Annotated in this window: 24 protein-coding genes and 3 pseudogenes; 22 read left to right on the top strand and 5 right to left on the bottom strand. The window is 33.3% G+C overall.

Features of this window, described 5'->3' with window-relative positions; all coding sequences use genetic code 11:
- Positions 1-5: 5 nt before the first annotated feature.
- From ACZDYH_RS13800 to ACZDYH_RS13755, 10 genes and pseudogenes are all read left to right on the top strand, one after another.
- Positions 6-803 carry a hypothetical protein gene (locus ACZDYH_RS13800; protein ID WP_048558211.1) on the top strand — a complete coding sequence of 266 codons (798 nt, stop codon included), beginning with the start codon at positions 6-8 and terminating at the stop codon, positions 801-803.
- Between the two features lie 94 nt (positions 804-897).
- Positions 898-1,088 (top strand): annotated as a pseudogene (locus ACZDYH_RS13795) (hypothetical protein).
- A gap of 92 nt (positions 1,089-1,180) precedes the next feature.
- Entirely contained in the window at positions 1,181-1,975 is a 795-nt protein-coding gene (locus tag ACZDYH_RS13790; RefSeq protein ID WP_088364054.1) for a hypothetical protein, read from the top strand.
- Positions 1,976-2,002: 27 nt separating this feature from the next.
- Positions 2,003-2,800, top strand: coding sequence for a hypothetical protein (locus ACZDYH_RS13785; protein ID WP_086412584.1), 798 nt, complete (start codon positions 2,003-2,005; stop codon positions 2,798-2,800).
- A 94-nt stretch (positions 2,801-2,894) separates the two neighbouring features.
- A pseudogene (locus ACZDYH_RS13780) lies at positions 2,895-3,172 on the top strand (hypothetical protein).
- A 91-nt stretch (positions 3,173-3,263) separates the two neighbouring features.
- Positions 3,264-3,802: pseudogene (locus ACZDYH_RS13775) on the top strand (hypothetical protein).
- Between the two features lie 62 nt (positions 3,803-3,864).
- Entirely contained in the window at positions 3,865-4,635 is a 771-nt protein-coding gene (locus ACZDYH_RS13770; protein ID WP_000267135.1) for a hypothetical protein, read from the top strand.
- A gap of 61 nt (positions 4,636-4,696) precedes the next feature.
- On the top strand, positions 4,697-5,467 hold the full coding sequence (locus ACZDYH_RS13765; protein WP_000263483.1) for a hypothetical protein: 771 nt from the start codon (positions 4,697-4,699) through the stop codon (positions 5,465-5,467).
- Positions 5,468-5,672: 205 nt separating this feature from the next.
- Positions 5,673-6,449 carry a hypothetical protein gene (locus tag ACZDYH_RS13760; RefSeq protein ID WP_061113314.1) on the top strand — a complete coding sequence of 259 codons (777 nt, stop codon included), beginning with the start codon at positions 5,673-5,675 and terminating at the stop codon, positions 6,447-6,449.
- Positions 6,450-6,601: 152 nt separating this feature from the next.
- Complete coding sequence (locus ACZDYH_RS13755) at positions 6,602-7,399, top strand: DUF3952 domain-containing protein (protein ID WP_006923850.1); 798 nt, start codon at positions 6,602-6,604, stop codon at positions 7,397-7,399.
- 284 nt (positions 7,400-7,683) lie between these two features.
- On the opposite strand, the gene ACZDYH_RS13750 is transcribed toward ACZDYH_RS13755, so the two are convergent.
- Positions 7,684-8,469, bottom strand: coding sequence for a GNAT family N-acetyltransferase (locus ACZDYH_RS13750; RefSeq protein ID WP_016122380.1), 786 nt, complete (start codon positions 8,467-8,469; stop codon positions 7,684-7,686).
- 132 nt (positions 8,470-8,601) lie between these two features.
- Between ACZDYH_RS13750 and ytfJ the strand changes: the two genes are divergently transcribed.
- From ytfJ to ACZDYH_RS13730, 4 genes are all read left to right on the top strand, one after another.
- On the top strand, positions 8,602-9,027 hold the full coding sequence (ytfJ, locus tag ACZDYH_RS13745; protein ID WP_048558214.1) for a GerW family sporulation protein: 426 nt from the start codon (positions 8,602-8,604) through the stop codon (positions 9,025-9,027).
- Between the two features lie 160 nt (positions 9,028-9,187).
- Positions 9,188-9,964 (top strand): oxalate:formate antiporter, encoded by a 777-nt coding sequence (locus tag ACZDYH_RS13740; RefSeq protein WP_000014087.1) that lies wholly within the window; start codon positions 9,188-9,190, stop codon positions 9,962-9,964.
- Between the two features lie 51 nt (positions 9,965-10,015).
- On the top strand, positions 10,016-10,336 hold the full coding sequence (locus tag ACZDYH_RS13735) for a hypothetical protein (protein ID WP_000761174.1): 321 nt from the start codon (positions 10,016-10,018) through the stop codon (positions 10,334-10,336).
- 69 nt (positions 10,337-10,405) lie between these two features.
- Positions 10,406-10,618, top strand: coding sequence for a hypothetical protein (locus ACZDYH_RS13730; protein ID WP_000798747.1), 213 nt, complete (start codon positions 10,406-10,408; stop codon positions 10,616-10,618).
- 29 nt (positions 10,619-10,647) lie between these two features.
- Here the strand turns inward: ACZDYH_RS13730 and ACZDYH_RS13725 are convergent, their stop codons facing one another.
- Positions 10,648-10,986, bottom strand: coding sequence for a permease (locus ACZDYH_RS13725; RefSeq protein ID WP_474886398.1), 339 nt, complete (start codon positions 10,984-10,986; stop codon positions 10,648-10,650).
- 205 nt (positions 10,987-11,191) lie between these two features.
- Here ACZDYH_RS13725 and ACZDYH_RS13720 point away from each other — a divergent pair, with 205 nt between their 5' ends.
- From ACZDYH_RS13720 to ACZDYH_RS13695, 6 genes are all read left to right on the top strand, one after another.
- Entirely contained in the window at positions 11,192-11,872 is a 681-nt protein-coding gene (locus ACZDYH_RS13720; protein ID WP_088362689.1) for a class I SAM-dependent methyltransferase, read from the top strand.
- A 94-nt stretch (positions 11,873-11,966) separates the two neighbouring features.
- Positions 11,967-13,655: a formate--tetrahydrofolate ligase gene (locus tag ACZDYH_RS13715; RefSeq protein ID WP_474886553.1), complete on the top strand. Its 1,689-nt coding sequence runs from the start codon at positions 11,967-11,969 to the stop codon at positions 13,653-13,655.
- A 90-nt stretch (positions 13,656-13,745) separates the two neighbouring features.
- Positions 13,746-14,273: a hypothetical protein gene (locus tag ACZDYH_RS13710; RefSeq protein WP_140421570.1), complete on the top strand. Its 528-nt coding sequence runs from the start codon at positions 13,746-13,748 to the stop codon at positions 14,271-14,273.
- A 19-nt stretch (positions 14,274-14,292) separates the two neighbouring features.
- Complete coding sequence (locus ACZDYH_RS13705) at positions 14,293-15,462, top strand: DEAD/DEAH box helicase (RefSeq protein WP_474886397.1); 1,170 nt, start codon at positions 14,293-14,295, stop codon at positions 15,460-15,462.
- 217 nt (positions 15,463-15,679) lie between these two features.
- Positions 15,680-16,489, top strand: coding sequence for a sugar phosphate isomerase/epimerase family protein (locus ACZDYH_RS13700; protein WP_088362692.1), 810 nt, complete (start codon positions 15,680-15,682; stop codon positions 16,487-16,489).
- A 54-nt stretch (positions 16,490-16,543) separates the two neighbouring features.
- Positions 16,544-16,927 carry a VOC family protein gene (locus ACZDYH_RS13695; RefSeq protein WP_088362693.1) on the top strand — a complete coding sequence of 128 codons (384 nt, stop codon included), beginning with the start codon at positions 16,544-16,546 and terminating at the stop codon, positions 16,925-16,927.
- 45 nt (positions 16,928-16,972) lie between these two features.
- Here ACZDYH_RS13695 and ACZDYH_RS13690 read toward each other — a convergent pair whose 3' ends face one another.
- Positions 16,973-17,611 carry a zinc dependent phospholipase C family protein gene (locus ACZDYH_RS13690; protein ID WP_088362694.1) on the bottom strand — a complete coding sequence of 213 codons (639 nt, stop codon included), beginning with the start codon at positions 17,609-17,611 and terminating at the stop codon, positions 16,973-16,975.
- 29 nt (positions 17,612-17,640) lie between these two features.
- Positions 17,641-18,627, bottom strand: a complete 987-nt coding sequence (locus tag ACZDYH_RS13685; protein ID WP_086404611.1) for a quinone oxidoreductase family protein — start codon at positions 18,625-18,627, stop codon at positions 17,641-17,643.
- A gap of 208 nt (positions 18,628-18,835) precedes the next feature.
- Between ACZDYH_RS13685 and ACZDYH_RS13680 the strand changes: the two genes are divergently transcribed.
- Complete coding sequence (locus ACZDYH_RS13680; protein ID WP_048656745.1) at positions 18,836-19,414, top strand: sigma-70 family RNA polymerase sigma factor; 579 nt, start codon at positions 18,836-18,838, stop codon at positions 19,412-19,414.
- A complete protein-coding gene (locus ACZDYH_RS13675; protein WP_048656746.1) occupies positions 19,411-20,091 on the top strand; it encodes a DUF3600 domain-containing protein in 681 nt (226 codons plus the stop codon). Before ACZDYH_RS13680 ends, ACZDYH_RS13675 begins: the two co-directional genes overlap by 4 nt.
- 57 nt (positions 20,092-20,148) lie before the next feature.
- Here ACZDYH_RS13675 and ACZDYH_RS13670 read toward each other — a convergent pair whose 3' ends face one another.
- Positions 20,149-20,583 (bottom strand): hypothetical protein, encoded by a 435-nt coding sequence (locus ACZDYH_RS13670; protein WP_001174535.1) that lies wholly within the window; start codon positions 20,581-20,583, stop codon positions 20,149-20,151.
- Positions 20,584-20,615: the final 32 nt, after the last annotated feature.

Here is a 20,615-nt window from a genome sequence, read left to right as displayed (position 1 = left end):
GATGAATGCTTAAAATAAAGGAAGAAGATTTAGGATTTTTTCAAATTACAAATAAAAACCGATTAAGTCCTGATGGTGTAATGGCCTTTTTAGTTGGAGTTTTTGTATACGCTTCATTACCGATGTTTTTTATTATTTTGGGTTTTTTACAACTTGGTTGGGAGACTTATCCAAAATCTTTTGAACGAATAATTGTTTCTGTAGAGTTAGCATTATATATTCTGCAAATCCTTTTTTTGATAATCTATTCATTTCCGAAATTAAGATTTAAATTACAAAAGTTACAAGCCGTTGTAATTGTTTTTAACTCGTTTCAGGTTGCAACGGTAGGTTATGCATATGTATTAATTGAAGCAATATTTGGATATTCTTGTGAAAATCTAACAGTATTTTATGTAGGTCTATTATTATTAGGAGCGATAATTACTCATATTGTAATAACAATCCATACTTTTAAAAAAGCAAAATATGGAGGCTATAAGTTAAAAGGGGAGTCAGCCTCATTTTTTACTAATACAAAACTTTGGATGTTAATTGGAATGTTTATTTATATAGTTGTCCTTTTGATATTAATCTTTGTAAGTATTCATTTTGCGCTAAAGCCAATGGTGTTCTATTTTTTACAAACAATAATATTATATGTATTTGCCGTTGCATCAGCAGAATTCGTCCTATTAGTGTATTGTCGCTTTAAATTTCCAACATTTAATATTACGTGGGAACAACATGAAAAGGAACGCCAAGAATTTATAGCAAATAGAAAAAGAATAAGAGAGAAAGAACAAAAGCGAAACAAAAACTGAAAAGAAAGTTATAAATGATACTCGTAAACTTATATTGAAGATAGAATGAATACATTATTCATAAATTAACTAGTAAAGGGAGGAATGTAATATCTTGAATAAAGATTCTAAAGCTGTAAAAAAAGAAAAAGGTTTATTTGAAAGTGTAATAGCACCTATTATTGTCGGATTATGTTTATTTTTTTATACCAGAAAGAATATGGAGGTGTATTGGTTTGTGGAATAGGCTTAATACTAATGCTATCGCTGTATTTTGTGTTTGTTAAAAAAAGTAAAAAAGGTTAGTTTAATATGAAATACCAAAAACATTTATTTACTCTCAGTTTGTCTACAAAAATAGAGTTATTACATGATTTTAGAAAAGATGGTGTAATTATATGTGGAATATAAAAGAAAAAGATTTAGATGAATTTAAAATAACATGTAGAAATCGCTTAAGCCCAGAAGATTCTATGGTGTTTATGTTTGGAGGAATAGTTTATAGTTCATTATTCATGCTTTTTATTTTGGTAGCATTAATTAAGATTGGCTGGGGTTACTATCCAACTCTCTTTGACAAAATAATTGTTAGTATTGAATTAGTGTTATATGGTTTGCAAGTAATCTTTTTCATTCTATATCTAATTCCAAAAGCTCGTTTCAAATATCAAAAGTTGCAAGCATTTGTGATATTATTATTTGCATTTCAGCTAGGAACTATAGGATTCACATTATTTATACTTCCAGCAATTTCAAATTATTCAATTGATCAAATTACATTATTGTATGTGGGTTTATTATTCCTAGGAGCAGTTTTTGTTCATCTGGTGACAACGATTGATACCTTTAAACAAGCAGAGAGTGGAGCATTTAGTATGGATGAAAGAGCAACTTCATTTTTTAGTAAAATAAAAAACAATACAATGATTGGTATTACGATATATGTACTAACCCTTCTTATTTTAATTTATTTTCATAATAATTATGAAACAGGGGTTTTAGTGGGGTATATGGCAGGAACCCTTGTAATGTACACAGTAGCCATAGGTGCAGCAGAGTTCCAATTATTAGCCTATTGTAGATTTAAATTTCCATCATTTTATATTTCGTGGGAGGAACACGAAACGGAGCGTCAGGAATTCTTAAAGCGTTATAAAGAGAGAGAAGAAAAGAAAGAAAAAGAAATAAAATAAGTTTTGCATCGAAATGAGGAAAGATGAATGCTTAAAATAAAGGAAGAAGATTTAGGTTTTTTCAAAATTGCAAATAAAAATGGATTAAGTCCGGATTATATAAGAATCTTTTATGTAGGAGTTTTTGCATATACTTCTATACCAATGCTCATCATGTTTTTAGGTGTTTTGCTGAACGGTGATAAGATTTCTTTAACACCTTTTGAAACATTTTTGGTACGATCTGAGGTAAAGTTATACATTTTGGAGTTGATTTTTTTAATAATTTTCATGTCTTCAAAGGTTGCTTTTAAATTACAGAAACTACAAACAATCGTAACTGTATTTTATGCTTTTCAGTTAGCGACATTACCTTTCATAGTTATGGTTGTTGAAGGAATATATGATTTTCCATGTGACAATAAAACATTGGTTTATATCGGTTTAATACTATTAGGAGCAATCTGTACCCACATTGTAGCAACGATCGATGTTTTTAGAAAAGCAAAGCATGGAGGATATAAATTAGAAGGACCGGCTGTCTCATTTTTTACTAACACGAAATTATATTTATTGATCGGAATAACGATCGGTGTAATAGTTCTACTTGTATTAATTTTTTTAAACCTTAATTATACATTTGATGAAATGGCAATTTATGTGACACAAACAATAATATTATATATATTCGCTGTAGTATCAGCAGAATTCGTCCTATTGGTGTATTGTCGCTTTAAATTTCCATCATTTAATATTACGTGGGAACAACATGAAAAGGAACGCCAAGAATTTATAGCAAATAGAAAAAGAATAAGAGAGAAAGAACAAAAGCGAAACAAAAACTGAAAAGAAAGTTATAAATGATACTCGTAAACTTATATTGAAGATAGAATGAATACATTATTCATAAATTAACTAGTAAAGGGAGGAATGTAATATCTTGAATAAAGATTCTAAAGCTGTAAAAAAAGAAAAAGGTTTATTTGAAAGTGTAATAGCACCTATTATTGTTGGGATTATATTTATCTTTTTAATTCTATATAAAGTAGTAGAGTTTCTGGGGAAGTGGATTGTTATCTTCTGAATAATATTTTTTATTGGTAGTATATTTCTTGCATATATCTAGAAGAATATGGAGGGGTGTTGGGCGGTGGGACAGGGTTAATATCGATGTTATTGTTATATTTTATGTTTATTAGAAAAAGTAAAAAAGGCTAGTTTAATATGAAATGCCAAAAAATTTATTCACTCCTAGTTTGTTTACAAATATAGAGTTATTACATGATTTTAGAAAAGATGGTGTAATTATATGTGGAAAATAAAAGAAGAAGATTTAGATGAATTTAGGATGACATGTAATAATCGTTTAAGTCCTGAGGGTGCTATGGTTTTCTTTATTGGAGGGATAGTTTATACTTCAGTATTTATGTTTTTTATTTTTATGGAGGGCTTGGAGTATTATAATGCTTTCTTTGACAAAACAATTGTTAAAATTGAAATTGTTTTATATAGCTTACAATTCATCTTTTTAATTCTATATTCATTTCCAAAAGCACGTTCTCATTTTTCAGTAAAACAAAAGGCAATGTGATGAAGTGGGCTACAATATATGCGCTAATCCTGCTTATTTTGATATATATTCATAATGGTTATGGAATTGATGTTTTAGTTCTTTATGCGGTAGGTATTGTTTTACTATATACAGTAGCCATTGGTGCAACTGAATTTCAGCTATTAATGTATTGTAGATTTAAATTCAAGTCATTTCATATGTCATGGGAAGAGAATGAGAGAATGCGTGGGAGAATTCGAAAGCGAAATAAGAAATTCAAAACGAAAAATAAATAAGAGTGAAATAGAATTGAAGTGAATGAAAATTATTTAAACTGTATAGAAGGTGAAATGTCAGGGTGTGGAATATAAAAGAAGAAGATTTAGATAAGTTTCGAATGACATGTCAAGGGCGTTTAAGTCCTGAAGGTGCTGCGGGTTTTATGCTCGGAACGATATTTTATACTTCATTATTTATGGTTATTATTTTTGTGGGAGGAATAGATTATTATACTACCTTGTTTGATAAGGTAATTGTTAGGGTTGAATTAGTGTTATATGGTTTGCAAGTAATGTTTTTAATACTATATTTATTCCCTAAAGTTCGTTATAAATTTCAAAAATTACAAACGCTCGTGATATTATTATATGCATTTCAACTTGGAACTATCGGATGCACGTTATTTGTTCTTTCTGGGATGATAGAGCATTCAATTGATCTCCATACACGTGTTTATGTAGGGCTATTAGTATTAGGTGGAATTATTGTTCATATTGTGACAACAGTTGATACATTTAAACAAGCGAGCGAGGGTGCATTTAGTAGTGGGGACAAATCAGCTTCATTTTTTAGTAAAACAAAGGGACATGTTATACGAGGTGCTGTAATTTATGTGTTAATTCTTCTTGTTTTGATTTATATAAATAATAATTACTCATTAAACACAATGTTTGGTTATGTTATATGTAATGTTGTTATGTATGCAGTAGCAATAGGAGCGGCAGAGTTCCAGCTCTTAGTGTATTGCAGATTCAAATTCAAGTCATTTAATATAACGTGGGAAGAGAATGAGAGAATGCGTGGGAGAATTCGAAAGCGAAATACAAAATCCAAAACGAAAAGTAAGTAAGAGTGAAATAGAATTAAGTGTATGAGGATTATTTAAACTGTATAGAGGGTGAAGAGTCAGGATGTGGGATATAAAAGAAGAAGATTTAGATAAGTTTCGAATAACATGTCAAGGACGTTTAAGTCCTGAAGGTGCTACGGGTTTTATGCTTGGAACAATATTTTATATTTCAATATTTATGTTTATTATTTTTGTAGGTGATTTGAATTACTACAACAATTTTTTTGATAGAGCAATTGTTAAAACTGAAATTGTGTTATTTAGTATTCAAATTATATTTTTAATTATATATCTATTTCCGAAAGCATGTTTTAAATTTCAAAAGTTACAAACGCTAATCGTATTACTATATGCGTTTCAACTTGGAACAATATTATTGGTAGTTTCGATTGTTTCTGAAATGGCTGACAATTCAATTGGTAGGATGTATACCGGGCTACTAGTTGTAGGAGCAGTTATTATCCATATTGTAGCAACGCTAGATACATTTAAACAAGCAAGTAAAGGTGCATTTAGTAGTGATGAAAGATCCACATCGTTTTTTAGTAAGACAAAAGGGGCTATGATAAAGGGAGCTATAATATATATATTCATACTACTTATTTTGATGTATTTTCAAAATGATTATTCAATTGATTTTTTTGTTATGTATGGAGTAGGAACTGTATTAATGTATGCGGTTGCAATCGGAGCGGCAGAATTCCAACTATTGGCGTACTGTAGATTCAAATTTAAGTCATTTCATATGACGTGGGAAGAGAATAAGAGAATGCGTGGGAGAATTCGAAAGCGAAATAAGAAATTCAAAACGAAAAATAAAGTGAAACTTTAATCAGTGGGGGGGTTCTTCATCCCCCACTGATTATTAGTTGAACCAATCGGACTTTTATGGGCAGTTGATCCCCCACCTAACTTCTTTGCTTTCGCTGCATTTTGAGGTGGGGGTCTTACTGCCCATTAAAGCGGGATAAATAATATATTAATAGAATTTTAGTGCGCGAAAAATAATTGAAACGTATAGAAGGTGAAGGGCCAGGATGTGGAATATAAAAGAAGAAGATTTAGATAAGTTTAGGATGACATGTAATGATCGTTTAAGTCCTGAGGGTGCTACAGGATTTATGTTTGGAGGAATACTTTATAGTTCAATAGCTGTTTTTTCTATTATTGTATCAGGTGATTGGGATTACTGTATGGTCCTCCTTAATATAGGAATTGTTAAGCTGGAAGTGTTGTTATATGCTCTGCAAGTAATTTTTTTCATTCTATATTTATTTCCAAAAGCTCAATTTAAATTTCAAAAGCTACAAACACTTGTTGTATTATTAAATGCATTTCAAATGGCAATAATCTTACTCGTAGTTTTGATTGGTACTAAAATGGCTAATAATTCAATTGATCAGATTACATTACTGTATGCAGGATTGTTATTTTTAGGAGCAGTTGTTGTTCATATTGTTACAACGCTTGATACACTTAAGCAAGCGAGTGAAGGTGCGTTTAGTATGGATGAAAGATCCGCTTCCTTTTTTAGTAAAGGAAAAGGAAAGATGATGAAGTGGGCTACACTATACGCAGTAACTATTCTTATTTTGATATATTTTCATAACGATTATGGGTTTGATGATTTATTTATGTATGTAGTAGGGACCTTTTTAATGTATACGATAGCAATCGGTGCAGCTGAATTTCAGCTATTAGCATATTGCAGATTTAAATTTCCATCATTTAATAAAACGTGGGAGCAACATAAAAGAGAGACTCCAAGATATCGAAAGAAAAATAAAAAAGGTAAATCGAAACGTAAGGCATAAAAAAAGTGCGTATTGTACGTTTTGATGATAGAAAAGTAATTATTTACAGGAGAGTATTTTCACTTCTAAAAGAAAATTTAATTATGTAAGGTGATTAAAGTGATTAGAAGGTTATCTGATCGAAAATGTAGAGTGGGTAGTGTGATGATGAAATGAACAAAAAAAGTGTTTCTAAAATAATTCCGATCATAATAGCAATCAGCCTACTACAAGCATGTAGTTTTTTTGAAGAAAAGATAGAGTATGAGCCATTTGTTAAGGCATTGGATGAAGGTGACATGAGAAAGGTTATGTCTGCGAGTGATGATGGATATGCGTATGTGAAACAAAGAGGTATATATAGTACATATGAGCAAAAGGAAGATGGAGAGCATAGAAAAACAATCTATCAAACTTCGGAAGGGATATATAATACGAAAGATAAAAGTTTATATGGAAATACAACACAAGAGGTTACTTCAGCAGTAGACAGCAAAGATAATAAAGAAGAAGTTGTTTATCGTACCAATATTATGTATAAAAATGGACAGGTACAAAGTCCGGAATCGAATCTGGATGTTTCATATGTGAACTTAATTGTAGATCGTTTAAAAGGGATAGGGAAACTAAAGATGAAGCCCGGGGATGATATAAAAAAGTTTGATCAGCCTAGTACTGTTGGATACAAACTAACTGAATTAGAGTTTCAGAGTATCATTAATGATAAGTTGAAAATACAATATGATGAATATGATGGTGGATCAATCGCATTGCATATTGATTCTAAAAATGGTTCAAAGCAGATATTGGAAGTAAGTATTGTAATAAATTATAAGAAAAGAAATGATGAAGGCAAGTTAGTAAAATACATATCACAAATACATACATCTTTTGATAGTCACCAAGGTAATAACCAAGATGCGAAACAGGAATATATTGATTTTAAAGCAAAGTATAATAAGACGCAGTAATATTTAGAAGGGCATTTGTACGTAAAGATAATAGCGACATAAGTGTGATAAATGTTTCATAAATATAGTGGAAAGAATTTGAGGATAAACGCCCCAATTGCTGGAGTAGATGCAACAACTGGGGCGTTTATCTGTCTAAATTTAGCTTGAATACATGACATGTTTTAGTTAGGGGCACGGCTTTACAAGTAGTTTCTCCATCTTCATAATAACGGTGTGAGTTATTTTGTAATTTGCTTGTATTACTAAGTTACGACTATTTCCTCTTATAGAGTTACTTCTTATTATCGATACATCGTCCACATTCCAATGTCTTTAAATCCTAGTCGTTTATAAATTCGTCCAGCAACTGGATTGTTATAAAATAAACAAAGTGTTCGGCTTTCTTTCGTAAAGTCTTGAATCATTTTTTGTAATATGAGTGAAGCAAATCCATTTCCACGATAATTCGGGTGTGTACATACACCAACTACCATAGCGGATAATGAATTTTCAGCGGAAGTAGAGGTGGATGCGATGATCACGCCGTCTTTTTCAATATAGTATGTGCGTCCTGTATTCGTTTCGATAGCCTGCCTTAATATTTTCTCTGATTCATTGGTAGTCGGAAATTCAGCAATGTCACTTCGTAATTTCATAATTCGTTCTATATCATCGAGTGACGCAAGTTTAATCGTTTCATGAATAGGCGTGTCAGGTAAGTTGTTGTCATTTAGACATTCACAAAAATACATTTCATTTTTGACGCCTAATTGTAGACTTGGAGCAGTTTCAAACTTTTCTACAATGGTTGACTTACCAGAGAGTTTAAGTGGCTTATATGCGGAAAGAAGTGCCTCATAATCAGTGGTAACAAAGTCTTCTTTACTATATGGTATAAATGAATCGTGGAATCGGAGTAAAATTGATTTTAATGTTCCATTCTCTTTAAATACTCCCCATAGTTCTTGAAAATCTGTGTCATAACCGAAAGCTTCAATATCTCCAATAATAAACAAGTTAAGGGCTGCTTCTTCTTTTAGATAAGCGAATACTTGTTCATGATCTTTCTTTGTTAATTTTCGCATCATAACGAATCGACCTCTTTTTTTATTTTTCTAAATATTACAACTTAAGTTTTTTGAAATCAATATAAAATTTTATGTTTAGTTCACAAACTTTCGGAAAAACTAGGAAAGATATGACAAAGGAGGTTATGAACGGTGGATCATCCAATTCAAGGGTTAATGAAAGCAGCAATGGAAAATTTAAAAGAAATGGTTGATGTAAATACGATTGTTGGAGAGCCTGTTCAAACGGCTGACGGTGGTGTGGTGTTAACGGTTTCTAAAGTAGCGTTCGGTTTTGGAGCAGGAGGTTCTGATTTCAAAACGAATGATGGACAAAGAGCAAACGGTAACGCTGCATTTGGTGGCGGTAGCGCGGGTGGTGTTTCTATTACACCAGTAGCATTTCTTGTGGTGAATAAAGATGGAGTAAATATTCTTCATTTACAAAATGCGACACATTTAGCAGAAAAAATGATTGAATTAGCTCCACAAACAATTGATAAAATTCAATCGATGTTCCAAAAAGAAGAAAAGAAAGAGGGAAATCATCATCCTCAAAACCCTGATGAAATCCTTTAAAAACGCCTGCTTATGAGCAGGCGTTTTTTCTTGTAATCACTATGTAATAAAACACATGAAATTGTAAATAGTTTTTGAAGTTTTTTCTATGTTTCTAAAATTTTTCATGTTAAAATATGCTATAGAATTGAAACATATAAAACGAAGGTGGCTAGGTGCTTTGTCTGGAGGATCTGACCAAGTAAAGAATATGATATATATTAATGGTAATCGTCGAGGTCATTGTTTTATTACATCAGGAATTACGTTTAAAGAGTTTGCGAGTAACATCCCTTCACCGCTTCATCAAGTGTTGCTTTTGAAGCACAACTTTGAATGGACGGATTTTCATTATCATACTTTATTTGAATATGTTGAGGAAGAAAATATACATAAGTTAATTCAAGCAGAGATTGATGAATTTGATGAATTTTGTTGGGTAGATTTTGATGATGCAAGCGATTTAGATGAATTAGAGCCGAAAGAAATTGCAGAATTATTATATTTGGCTCACAAAAAAGAACCACTTGCAAGAACATTCTTTCCGCTGTTGAAAAATAGATTTGTTTATTTTTCACATGATGACGGATGGTACAACAAAGTGTATTATCGTAGAATTGCTGATTTTGTAGGAATGTTAAGTAAAGTCATTCCGTATAAACTCGGTGCTTTCGGTAAGAAACGTTTTTCTTTCTTCCAAAAATCAAAAATTTTCCCAGCGATTTCAAAAGAATTGATTATGGGACTTATTCCACTAATGGAAGATGGTCTTTACATAGATTTAGCAGGGAAGATTGAGTCAAGAAGAGGTCTTGAAATTCCGGTATATGTAGTTGGTTCGTATGAAAGTACGGATGAGGTGTTAGATAATATCGATGAATTGAAAGAGGAAGCAACAGAAACAGGTTGGCTCATTTTTGATAAGAAAGAACAAGAGTGGCAATGGGTTGTTGACTAAGAAAACTTGGCGTATGAAGTCAAGTTTTCTTGTCATTTGAAAGGAGTACAAATGAAGAAATATTATACAATTGTGGGTATTATAAGTATTATTCTCGTGGCAATATTACTTATAACTTGTCCGAAAGAATCAGATTTTAAAGTGTATGTACAGGATAAGTATGCGTTGAATTGTAATGAGAGTAGTTTTGAATGCACGCAAAATGTAGATGGTAAAAAAGAAAAACTACAATTTGAAAGTACAGATGCACGAAATGGTGTATTCTTTATGACTGTAAAGCAAACATTTAAAACAGAAGCTGGTGTTTCAAAAGAATATAGCGGAGTAGGAATGTTTGGTACATTTCTTTTTGTTTCAGAGAAGACTTTCTAGTAATAGAAGGTCTTTTTTTTATGCTTATGTTCATATAGATGAAGTAAGACAAGCATAGGAGGGGTATTGATGAAGAACACATGTATTGTTTGTGGCGGTGAGGAGTTTTTTTCCTCAACGTTATATGCACGTACGAAACAAGATTGGGCATATGCACCAAACATGTATCGATTTGAAAAAGTATTTATTGAGCATCGAGATGAAGAAAATTATCCAGTGTTTCAAGAAATTACAGCGAAACATTGTTGTGGATGCGGCCATATTATGTTGTATCATGAATGAACACACCAAGCATAACTTGGTGTGTTTTTTTAAAACGCTGACAAAGCAAACGGATAAAATAAAGTGAATAAAACAGAAAAACTACCAAAACCAATTGCTGTATATCCAAGTGTTCTTGCTCCGAAATTGACAGCTAATAGGCCAACTAAAATTGCTAGGGAGCCGAGCGTAACTGGATAAAAAGCAATGGAGAATAACGAAAGAAATAAAGCGACATAGCCTACCATTGTGCCGGTATTTGTACCTTCTATCTCATTTACAATTTCTTTACGCTTATGTCTAATTGGAATGCCAGCTGGTGATATTTCAGCTGCATACTCTTCGTTTTTTTCACCACTTTTAAAATGATGATTTCTCTTTCTTCGCATGTACATCCCTCTCTTTCAATTGGGTGTACCTATAGTATCTTTCATAAAGAGAAGAACATGAGTATGAGTTAAACCCAAGTAAAGCAAAAATTGGAGAATAAAGATTCCTTCATTAGCATGTATATCTCCTTATGAAGATAAAACAGGAGTTTTGGAAAATGATGTAGAATGAAATGAGTGATAAAGCGTGAAGGTAGGGGAATGTATGACGAAATTTAATTGGCATGAATCAGCAGAAAAGAAATGGGATAGTAGCGCAGAGTTTTGGAATCAAAATAGTCAAGAGATGTGGGACAGTGGTAGCAGAAGTACAATTATTCCGTTTTTTGAACAATACGTGAAGAAAGAAGCACAAGTGCTCGATGTTGGTTGTGGTGATGGGTACGGTACATATAAATTAAGTAGCGCAGGCTATAAAGCAGTGGGAGTAGATTTATCGGAAGTGATGATTCAAAAAGGTAAGGAGCGCGGAGAAGGACCGAATTTATCTTTTATAAAAGGAGATCTTTCTGCATTACCATTTGAAAATGAGCGATTTGAATCAATTATGGCAATTAATTCTTTAGAATGGACGGAAGAGCCATTACGAGCGTTAAATGAAATAAAGCGTGTGTTAAAGAAAGATGGATATGCATGTATTGCAATTTTAGGACCGACAGCAAAGCCACGAGAGAACAGTTATCCTCGCTTGTATGGAAAAGACGTTGTTTGTAATACGATGATGCCTTGGGAATTCGAACAGTTAGCGAAAGAACAAGGTTTTAAAGTTGTAGATGGCATCGGCGTATATAAGCGCGGAGTAAATGAGAAGATGTTAGGTCAACTACCTACAGAGTTACAACAATCGTTAACATTCTTATGGGTATTTATGTTAAAAAACGTATAAAGAAATGAAAGAATTTTTAGGAGGTAAATAAGTGCAGAAAATACAAAAAACTGATACAATATCATCAGAACCAATTAAAGGGGGACTAGGGTATATGACAACTACTACAACAGTGAAATCCGATATTGAAATCGCACAAGAAGCGAGTATGAAGAAGATTCAAGAAATTGCAGCTGATTTAAATATTTTAGAAGATGAATTAGAGCCATACGGGCATTATAAAGGTAAGTTATCTCTTGATATTTTTAAGCGCTTACAAGATGAGAAAGACGGTAAAGTTGTTTTAGTAACAGCGATTAACCCAACTCCAGCTGGAGAAGGTAAATCAACAGTAACAGTTGGTTTAGGTCAAGCTTTTAATAAAATTGGTAAGAAAACAGTAATTGCACTTCGCGAACCATCTCTTGGACCAACGATGGGATTAAAAGGTGGAGCAGCAGGTGGCGGTTTTTCACAAGTCGTACCAATGGAAGACATTAACCTTCACTTTACTGGAGATATCCATGCGATCACAACTGCCAATAACGCATTAGCAGCGTTTATTGATAATCATATCCAACAAGGAAACACACTTGGAATTGATACGCGTAAAATTGTTTGGAAACGCTGTGTTGACTTAAATGATCGTGCCCTTCGTAACGTAGTAATTGGTCTTGGTGGACCTGTACAAGGTGTACCACGTGAAGACGGTTTTGACATTACAGTCGCATCTGAAATTATGGCCGTATTCTGCCTTGCAACAGATATTCAAGACTTAAAAGCGCGTCTATCTCGCATCGTAGTTGCTTATAACTTTACAAATCAACCTGTAACGGTTAAAGATTTAGGTGTAGAAGGTGCGTTAACACTATTATTAAAAGACGCATTAAAGCCGAACTTAGTACAAACGTTAGAAAATACACCAGCTATCATTCATGGCGGACCATTTGCGAATATCGCTCACGGTTGTAACAGTGTTATCGCTACAACAATGGCAGCAAAATTAGGTGATTATGTTATTACAGAAGCTGGATTCGGTGCTGATTTAGGCGCTGAGAAGTTTTTAGATATTAAAGCTCGTGCAGCTGGCATTAAACCAGAAGCAGTTGTTATTGTTGCGACGATTCGTGCGCTTAAAATGCATGGCGGCGTTGCAAAAGATCAATTAAAAGAAGAAAATGTAGATGCATTAGCAAAAGGTATGGAAAACTTACAGAAGCATGTTGAAACAATTCAAAGCTTCGGTGTGCCTTTCGTAATTGCAATTAATAAATTCATTACAGATACAGATGCAGAAGTTACATACTTACAAGAGTGGTGTAATGAGCGTGGCTATGCAGTATCCTTAACAGAAGTTTGGGAGAAAGGTGGCCAAGGCGGAGTTGACCTTGCTGAAAAAGTACTAAAAGAAATCGAAAAAGGTGAAAACAACTACGCACCACTTTATGAATTAGAATTACCATTAGAAGAAAAAATTCGTACAATTGCTCAAAAAGTATATGGCGCAAAAGATATTGAATTTGCTCCGAAAGCACGTAAGCAATTAGCTCAATATGAAGGAGAAGGTTGGAGTAATCTACCAGTTTGTATGGCGAAAACACAATACTCTCTTTCTGACGATGCAACAAAATTAGGTCGTCCATCTGACTTTATCATTACAATTCGTGAGTTAAAACCATCTATCGGTGCAGGCTTTATCGTTGCGTTAACAGGTACAATGTTAACAATGCCAGGTCTTCCAAAACAGCCAGCAGCACTTCAAATGGATGTAAATGAAGATGGAAAAGCAGTAGGTTTATTCTAAAAGGTTGTAATTCATCTCGTTTATCTGTAAACTATATATACATCAAGTGGCGCCTTTCCATCGAAAGGCGCCTGTTTTTTGGAGGAAATTATGTTTGATCCAACTGCTTTTGACAATTTAAAAGTAATCGTAGAAGGTGCTGTGTATGATTTTGATCTACATGGAGATATTCTTGTAACAGATCGAAAAGATATGATGGATCTTGCTTCATTAAGTCGTATATATCATATCTCATTTCAATTAACAGAACCGTTTGAACCATTAGTAGAAGCAACATTTTCATTATCTGTGGATGCAAAGAACTTGTCTGGTGAAATACTAGAAGTGCCTCAGTTTACACCAGGTTGTGAAATGAAGCTAGCATTTTCATTCCTGTTAGAACAACCAGAAGTAAAATGCGAAGAAATTGAAACATTAATGCGTTCTATATGGGGAAAAGAAAGAATGATTATGCAGAAAGTTTCATACGAATATAATAAGCAAGCGATTTCATATCATAATAAGGTAGAGGTTCTATTTCAAAAAGCGATTACAGAAGACCATGTTGATGATTTAATAGCTGTTATTTCACACATGATAGAAACGGTGCGAACAATACAGCATTTTCTTCAAAAATAGAGATAAAGGAGAAAAACAAATGATAAAAGATATGCAACCATTTTTACAACAAGCTTGGGAGAAGGCTGGTTTTAAAGAGTTAACTGAAATTCAAAAACAAGCGATTCCAACTATTTTAGAAGGACAAGACGTTATAGCTGAATCTCCAACTGGAACAGGAAAAACATTAGCGTACTTATTACCACTTTTACATAAAATTAATCCTGAAGTAAAACAGCCACAAGTTGTTGTTTTAGCGCCAACACGTGAACTTGTAATGCAAATTCATGAAGAGGTTCAAAAGTTTACAGCAGGAACTGAAATTTCAGGTGCATCTTTAATTGGTGGTGCAGATATTAAGCGCCAAGTTGAAAAATTAAAGAAACACCCAAGAGTAATTGTCGGTTCACCAGGCCGTATTTTAGAATTAATTCGTATGAAAAAGCTAAAAATGCATGAAGTAAAAACAATTGTATTTGATGAGTTTGATCAAATTGTAAAGCAAAAAATGATGGGCGCAGTGCAAGATGTAATTAAATCAACGATGCGCGATCGTCAATTAGTATTCTTCTCGGCGACAATGACAAAAGCGGCAGAAGATGCGGCACGTGATTTAGCAGTTGAACCACAATTAGTACGTGTAACACGTGCAGAATCAAAAAGCTTAGTTGAGCATACGTATATCATTTGTGAGCGACGCGAAAAAAATGATTACGTAAGAAGAATTATGCATATGGACGATGTAAAAGCAGTTGCGTTCTTAAACGACCCATTCCGTTTAGATGAAATTACTGAGAAATTGAAATTCCGTAAAATGAAAGCAGCAGCTCTTCATGCAGAAGCAAGTAAACAAGAGCGTGAAGCGACAATGCGTGCTTTCCGCGGAGGGAAATTAGAAATTCTACTTGCTACTGATATTGCAGCACGCGGTATCGATATTGACGATTTAACACACGTAATTCATTTAGAGTTACCAGACACAGTAGACCAATATATTCACCGCTCAGGACGTACGGGACGTATGGGTAAAGAAGGAACTGTCGTGTCTCTTGTAACACCACAAGAAGAGCGTAAATTACTGCAATTTGCGAAAAAACTAGGCATCGTATTTACGAAGCAAGAAATGTTCAAAGGATCATTCGTAGAAACGAAACCGAAAGCACCAAAGAAAAAGAAACCAGCATTTACTGGGAAGAAAAAGCTTAGATAAATGATGGAGAAGGCGTAACTATTTGTAGTTACGTCTTTTTTGTTTGTAAACAAGTGATAATGGGAATTGTATTAGTGTTTTTAATGTGCCTATCATATATATGCTTCTACTGGGAGTATCGAAAAAAGGGTAGTTTATTTATTTGGTTTATACGAGGAAATAATATAAAAAAGTCGAATATTAAACTGACACGAAATAATAAAAAGAAGGTACACATATGGATAGGAAATTAGGAATGTTTTTGAATACGAAATATATTGAAGTAAACGAAGGAATAAAAAAGGCGAGAGAATGGGAGTTAGAATATATTCAATTGTATGCTATGAATCCGACTTTCAACTTAGCTAACATCTCAAAGATACAATGGAATACATTAAAAGAAAACTTATCTTTTAATGAGATTCAAGTCCCATCATTAGCAATTAGCTTCGGAGAAAATGGAATAATAGGAACTGAAGCTGAATGTGTAATAGAGAGTTTTAAATATATTACTGATAAAGGGTTAAGGTTAGGAGCTAACATAGTAACAGCTCATATTGGGAAAGTTCCAGATGATGAAAAAAGTGCCTACTATGATAAAATGGTACGGGTTTGTTATGAGATAGGGGAATTAGCGTTCAAATTTGGGGGATTCTTTGCTATTGAGACGGGATCTGAAAAAGCAATAGTATTAAAACGATTTTTAGAAACTGCAAACTCGAAAGGACTAGCTGTTAACTTTGACCCAGCAAATTTAATAAGTGATGTAAATGAAAATCCGGGAGAAGGTTTATTACTATTAAAAGATTATATAGTACAAACTCATATTAAAGATTGTAAAGAAGTGAAAAGTGATCGTTCAACTAAGTATATAGAAGTAGCAGCAGGAAATGGTGAAGTGGATTTCGATATATTCTTCAAAGTATTAGATGAAATCGGATTCGATGGATATAACATGATTGAAAGAAATGATTATTTTGACGAACTGGATGGGATGAGTCAGTCGATAAATTTTGCAAAGAAGTACATACCAACTCAAAAGGAATAACGATAGCATCTATAGAAAGTTACATAGAATATAAAAACAATAGGAGGAATACAAATGATTCATAAGGTCGGACAAATTATGTTATATGTAAATAATCAAGATGAGGCAGTAAATTTTTGGACGGAGAAGGTAGGGTTTCATGTAGTTGCAGAGGAAGATAATAAGCAAGGAATAAGATGGATTGAAATCGCTCCGAAAAGCGGTGCGGAAACGAGCATTATATTACATAATAAAGAAGTTATTTCGAAAATGAGCCCAGAATTGAATCTTGGTACACCGTCCTTAATGTTCTTCTCAGAAAATCTTGATCAATTATATACAGATTTAACAAATAAAAATGTTACTGTTGGAGAAATGGTAACTATGCCTTCTAGTAAAGTATTTAACTTTGCTGATAGCGAAGGGAATTATTTTGCAGTTATGGAGAAGAACCAATAATAATATTGCTATGTGAAAATCCCCCTCAAATATATTTGAGGGGGATTACATTTTTGAAGTGGATTTTTCATTAGAGAGTTGTTTAATAAAAAATACTCCTTTTTCAATAGCTGTCTCAATATAGCCAATGATTTGGTCAAACGTAAATACTTGTAAGTCTTCATGCAAATGTTGCTTTGGATATAACATATCTTCAAAAAGATACTTTCGAAATTCTAAAACGTTTTCTTTAGAAACCTCTTCAATATCCACAATGTGAGCCTCTCGATTGAGAAGAGAGAAAAGCTGTTGTTCTTGATCGTAATGATGAAGCAACTTTGCATTTAACAATTTAAAATCGTTATAGTACAGGGGTGCGATAGTTTCGTCATTCTCTATTCTATTTTTTAGCCAAGGTAGAAAGAATCCACTTAGCCAATTATCATCGGCGATGAGATGGGTATAATAGCCTAAAATAAATGGGGAATCTATATGTGATTCATATTTATGAAAAAATGAATCATAATCTATTCTTCTCGTATAGTTCTTCGTTGTACCGGCATAAAAATGTGAGGTTCCTTTTTCTTTTTTTGAATGAACAGCATCAGGGGCTACAGCTCCAAGTAAGAAAGAAGTCTTATCGTGAATAGATAGTTTCTCAGCAATACCGTTAGCGATAATAACATGCATAATTCGTGATCCCATGAATGCCACCTCTGTTTCCAGTATTCATTTCAGGAAGAGGACTGAACAGTTAGTATTACTTTCCCTGTACTTTTTCTACTTTCGACCCATTCATGTGCTTTCCCTGCATCTTGAAGTGGAAAAGATTTCGTAGCCTTAATTTGTAAACGTCCGTCACGCAAATAACGGAAAACTTCATTTGCAGTTTCTTGGAGCAGTTCAGGACGCTTTTTTCGTGTGGTTCCAAAGCTAAAACCGAGTATAGAGCGGCAACTTGCATGTAAATCTTTCGTTTGAAAGTTACCAATTTCACCGCTAGCATTACCGAAATGAACGAGGCGACCGTAAAAAGCAAGGCAGTTTAAACTTCTTTCAGAAACAGTTCCAGAAATAGAGTCCAAAATAATATTCACTCCTTCTCCGTTTGTCAGCTCATTGACTTTCTCTACAAAATCTTCAGTTTGATGACAAATTACATAATCAGCTCCAGCATCTAAAGCGATTTTTCTTTTCGTTTCACTTCCGATAGTACCGATAACTGTTCTAGCCCCTAATAGTTTTGCAAGTTGAATTGCGGTAGTACCAATCCCGCCAGCAGCTGCATGAATGAGTACAGATTCACCTTTTTGAATTCTTGCAACATTTGCGAGTAAATTATAGCTTGTAAAGGATACGATTGGACAAGCGGCTGCAGCTTGAAAGTCAACTTCATGGGGTAATACGAAAGTAAGATTTTCATTTGCAACAACGTATTCTGCGTAAGATCCATTTTGAGGAAAAGCAATGACACGTTGTCCAGGGTGAATATTTTTCACATGAGAACCGACACGTTCTACAATACCAGTGGCATCTATACCTGGAATAAAAGGTAGTGCTTTATTTCCTTTTTTGCCATAACGTGATTTAATATCAGCGAAATTTACACTAGTAGCAACTACGCGAATTAAAACTTGATCTTCTGAAATAGCCGGTATATCAAAATCTGTATATTTCATCACTTCAGGACCACCGAACGACGTTACAACGATAGCTTTCATTATATGTCCTCCTAAATTTGACTATATAAATTATTTTAAATCTTTATCAGAAATTGGAAAATTATATAATAGTTATGTGTGGTTATAAGTGAAGCTTATGAACTCAGTGGATCATTATATTAATTTATATAAAAAACTTTTTCGGAAAAATCGAACGAAATATGAATTACCTGCCAATATATAGTGTAAGACAAAGGAGGGCTGGAATATGAAGGGTGAAATAGATTACGCACATTTAATTCAATTAACTTTATCAGGCAATAAAGAAGCGTATAGCGAATTGTATGATGTAACGATTCAAGAAGTATATAAAACAGCACATTTTTTAATTGAAGATAAAATGGATGTAGATGATGTCGTTCAAGAAGTATACATACAGCTATATGAATCGCTTCGTAAATATGATAGCGAGAAGCCATTTCGCCCTTGGCTAATTGGGCTTGCGATTAAACAAATTCATTCTTATAGAAGAAAGAGGTGGATGCGACTACGAATTATAAAAAAAGCAGAAGAGCAAAGAAAGCCAGTGCAAATTGATTTTTCTAACGATGTTGTAAGTAAAATATCAAACCAAAAACTAATCGAACTCATTCATAAATTACCGTATAAATTGAAACAAGTTATTATCTTAAGATACTTACACGATTATTCACAAGAAGAAGTAGCACAAATATTACATATTCCAATCGGTACAGTGAAATCTAGAATTCATGCGGCATTAAAGAAACTACGTCAAAAAGAGCAAGTAGAAGAAATTTTTTTAGGAGAGGTAGGGAATGTGAAATGAGTTTAGATTGTAGAGTTAGGGAATCTATACAAGAAGAAGCAAAGGGTATTGTTGCCCCGCCGGAGTTAAAAGAAAAAATAATTGTTCAAATCAAAATGAATCGCGGGGGAAGTAAGGTGAAGAGACGCCTTATCGCCGGAGTGCTTGCAGCAGCATTTTTAATCCCTACGACCGGTTTTGCATATCAATCTATTATGGCGGATGGTATATACGGATCTTTTGAGAATTTAAAAAAACACGCCGGAGCGATGACGTTAGAAGCGTATATGCGTTTTAATGCAAAGTTATCAGAAGCGAAAGATGAAATGGGCACGAAGGAATATGAGGAGTTTACAAAAGAACTAAAAAAATTAACAAATGCAAAGCTTGCGTACGGAGATTCGAATGGTAATATAGATTATGATGGATTATCACCAGCAAAAAGAGAAGAAATGAAAAAGGTAAGTATGGGCCTTCAACCATACTTTGATAAATTAAATGGTCATAAATCTAGTAAAGAAGTATTAACGCAAGAAGAGTTTGATCGCTATATGGAAGCTTTAATGACACATGAAATAGTACGAGTGAAGACAAAATCAACTGGTGCAATAAAAATAGAAGAAGTACCTGAGGCGTACAAAGAAAGATTTATTAAAGCGGAGCAGTTTATGGAGTATGTAGATGAAAAGGTGAGATAAGTAAAAAAGCTCAAAGCTTTAGCTTTGAGCTTTCTTTATTAAAAGAAAATAGAGCATTCAATTATATTTTTTCATCGTTGCATTGTCCTTTTGTATAAAACAATCTAAAAGGGAATAACCAGCTATTAAACTAATAATCGTAACAAAAGTTGTATTTATTAGAATAATATTAACTAAATAAGGTAGGTATTCGGCAAGTGGTGAAAAGAGTAGTGCTGGGGAAAAGGAAATGAATAGTGTAGGCACTGTAATAGCAATAAATTTATCCGGTTGAAAGCTCCAGTTTTGTTTACTCGTTTCGCGATTAATAGATTGAAGAAAGCGTAATAAAATGCCAACTATAAGAGGGAAGAGTGTAAAGTAGAATAATCTTGGATAAACGTTAAAGTTCACTTGTGCATCTGTATCTAAATAAAATTGAATTTTTACTCCTACAAATAATAATAAGACGATAAATAATGTGAAGCAGAGGTATAGCATCACTTTTTGCATTATATTCCACCATCCTTTACTCAAAATATATT

This window comes from Bacillus sp. EB V-12 (assembly GCF_056158125.1).
Note: the sequence above shows the minus strand (reverse complement) of the source record. Positions and strands in the feature narration are given on the sequence as shown.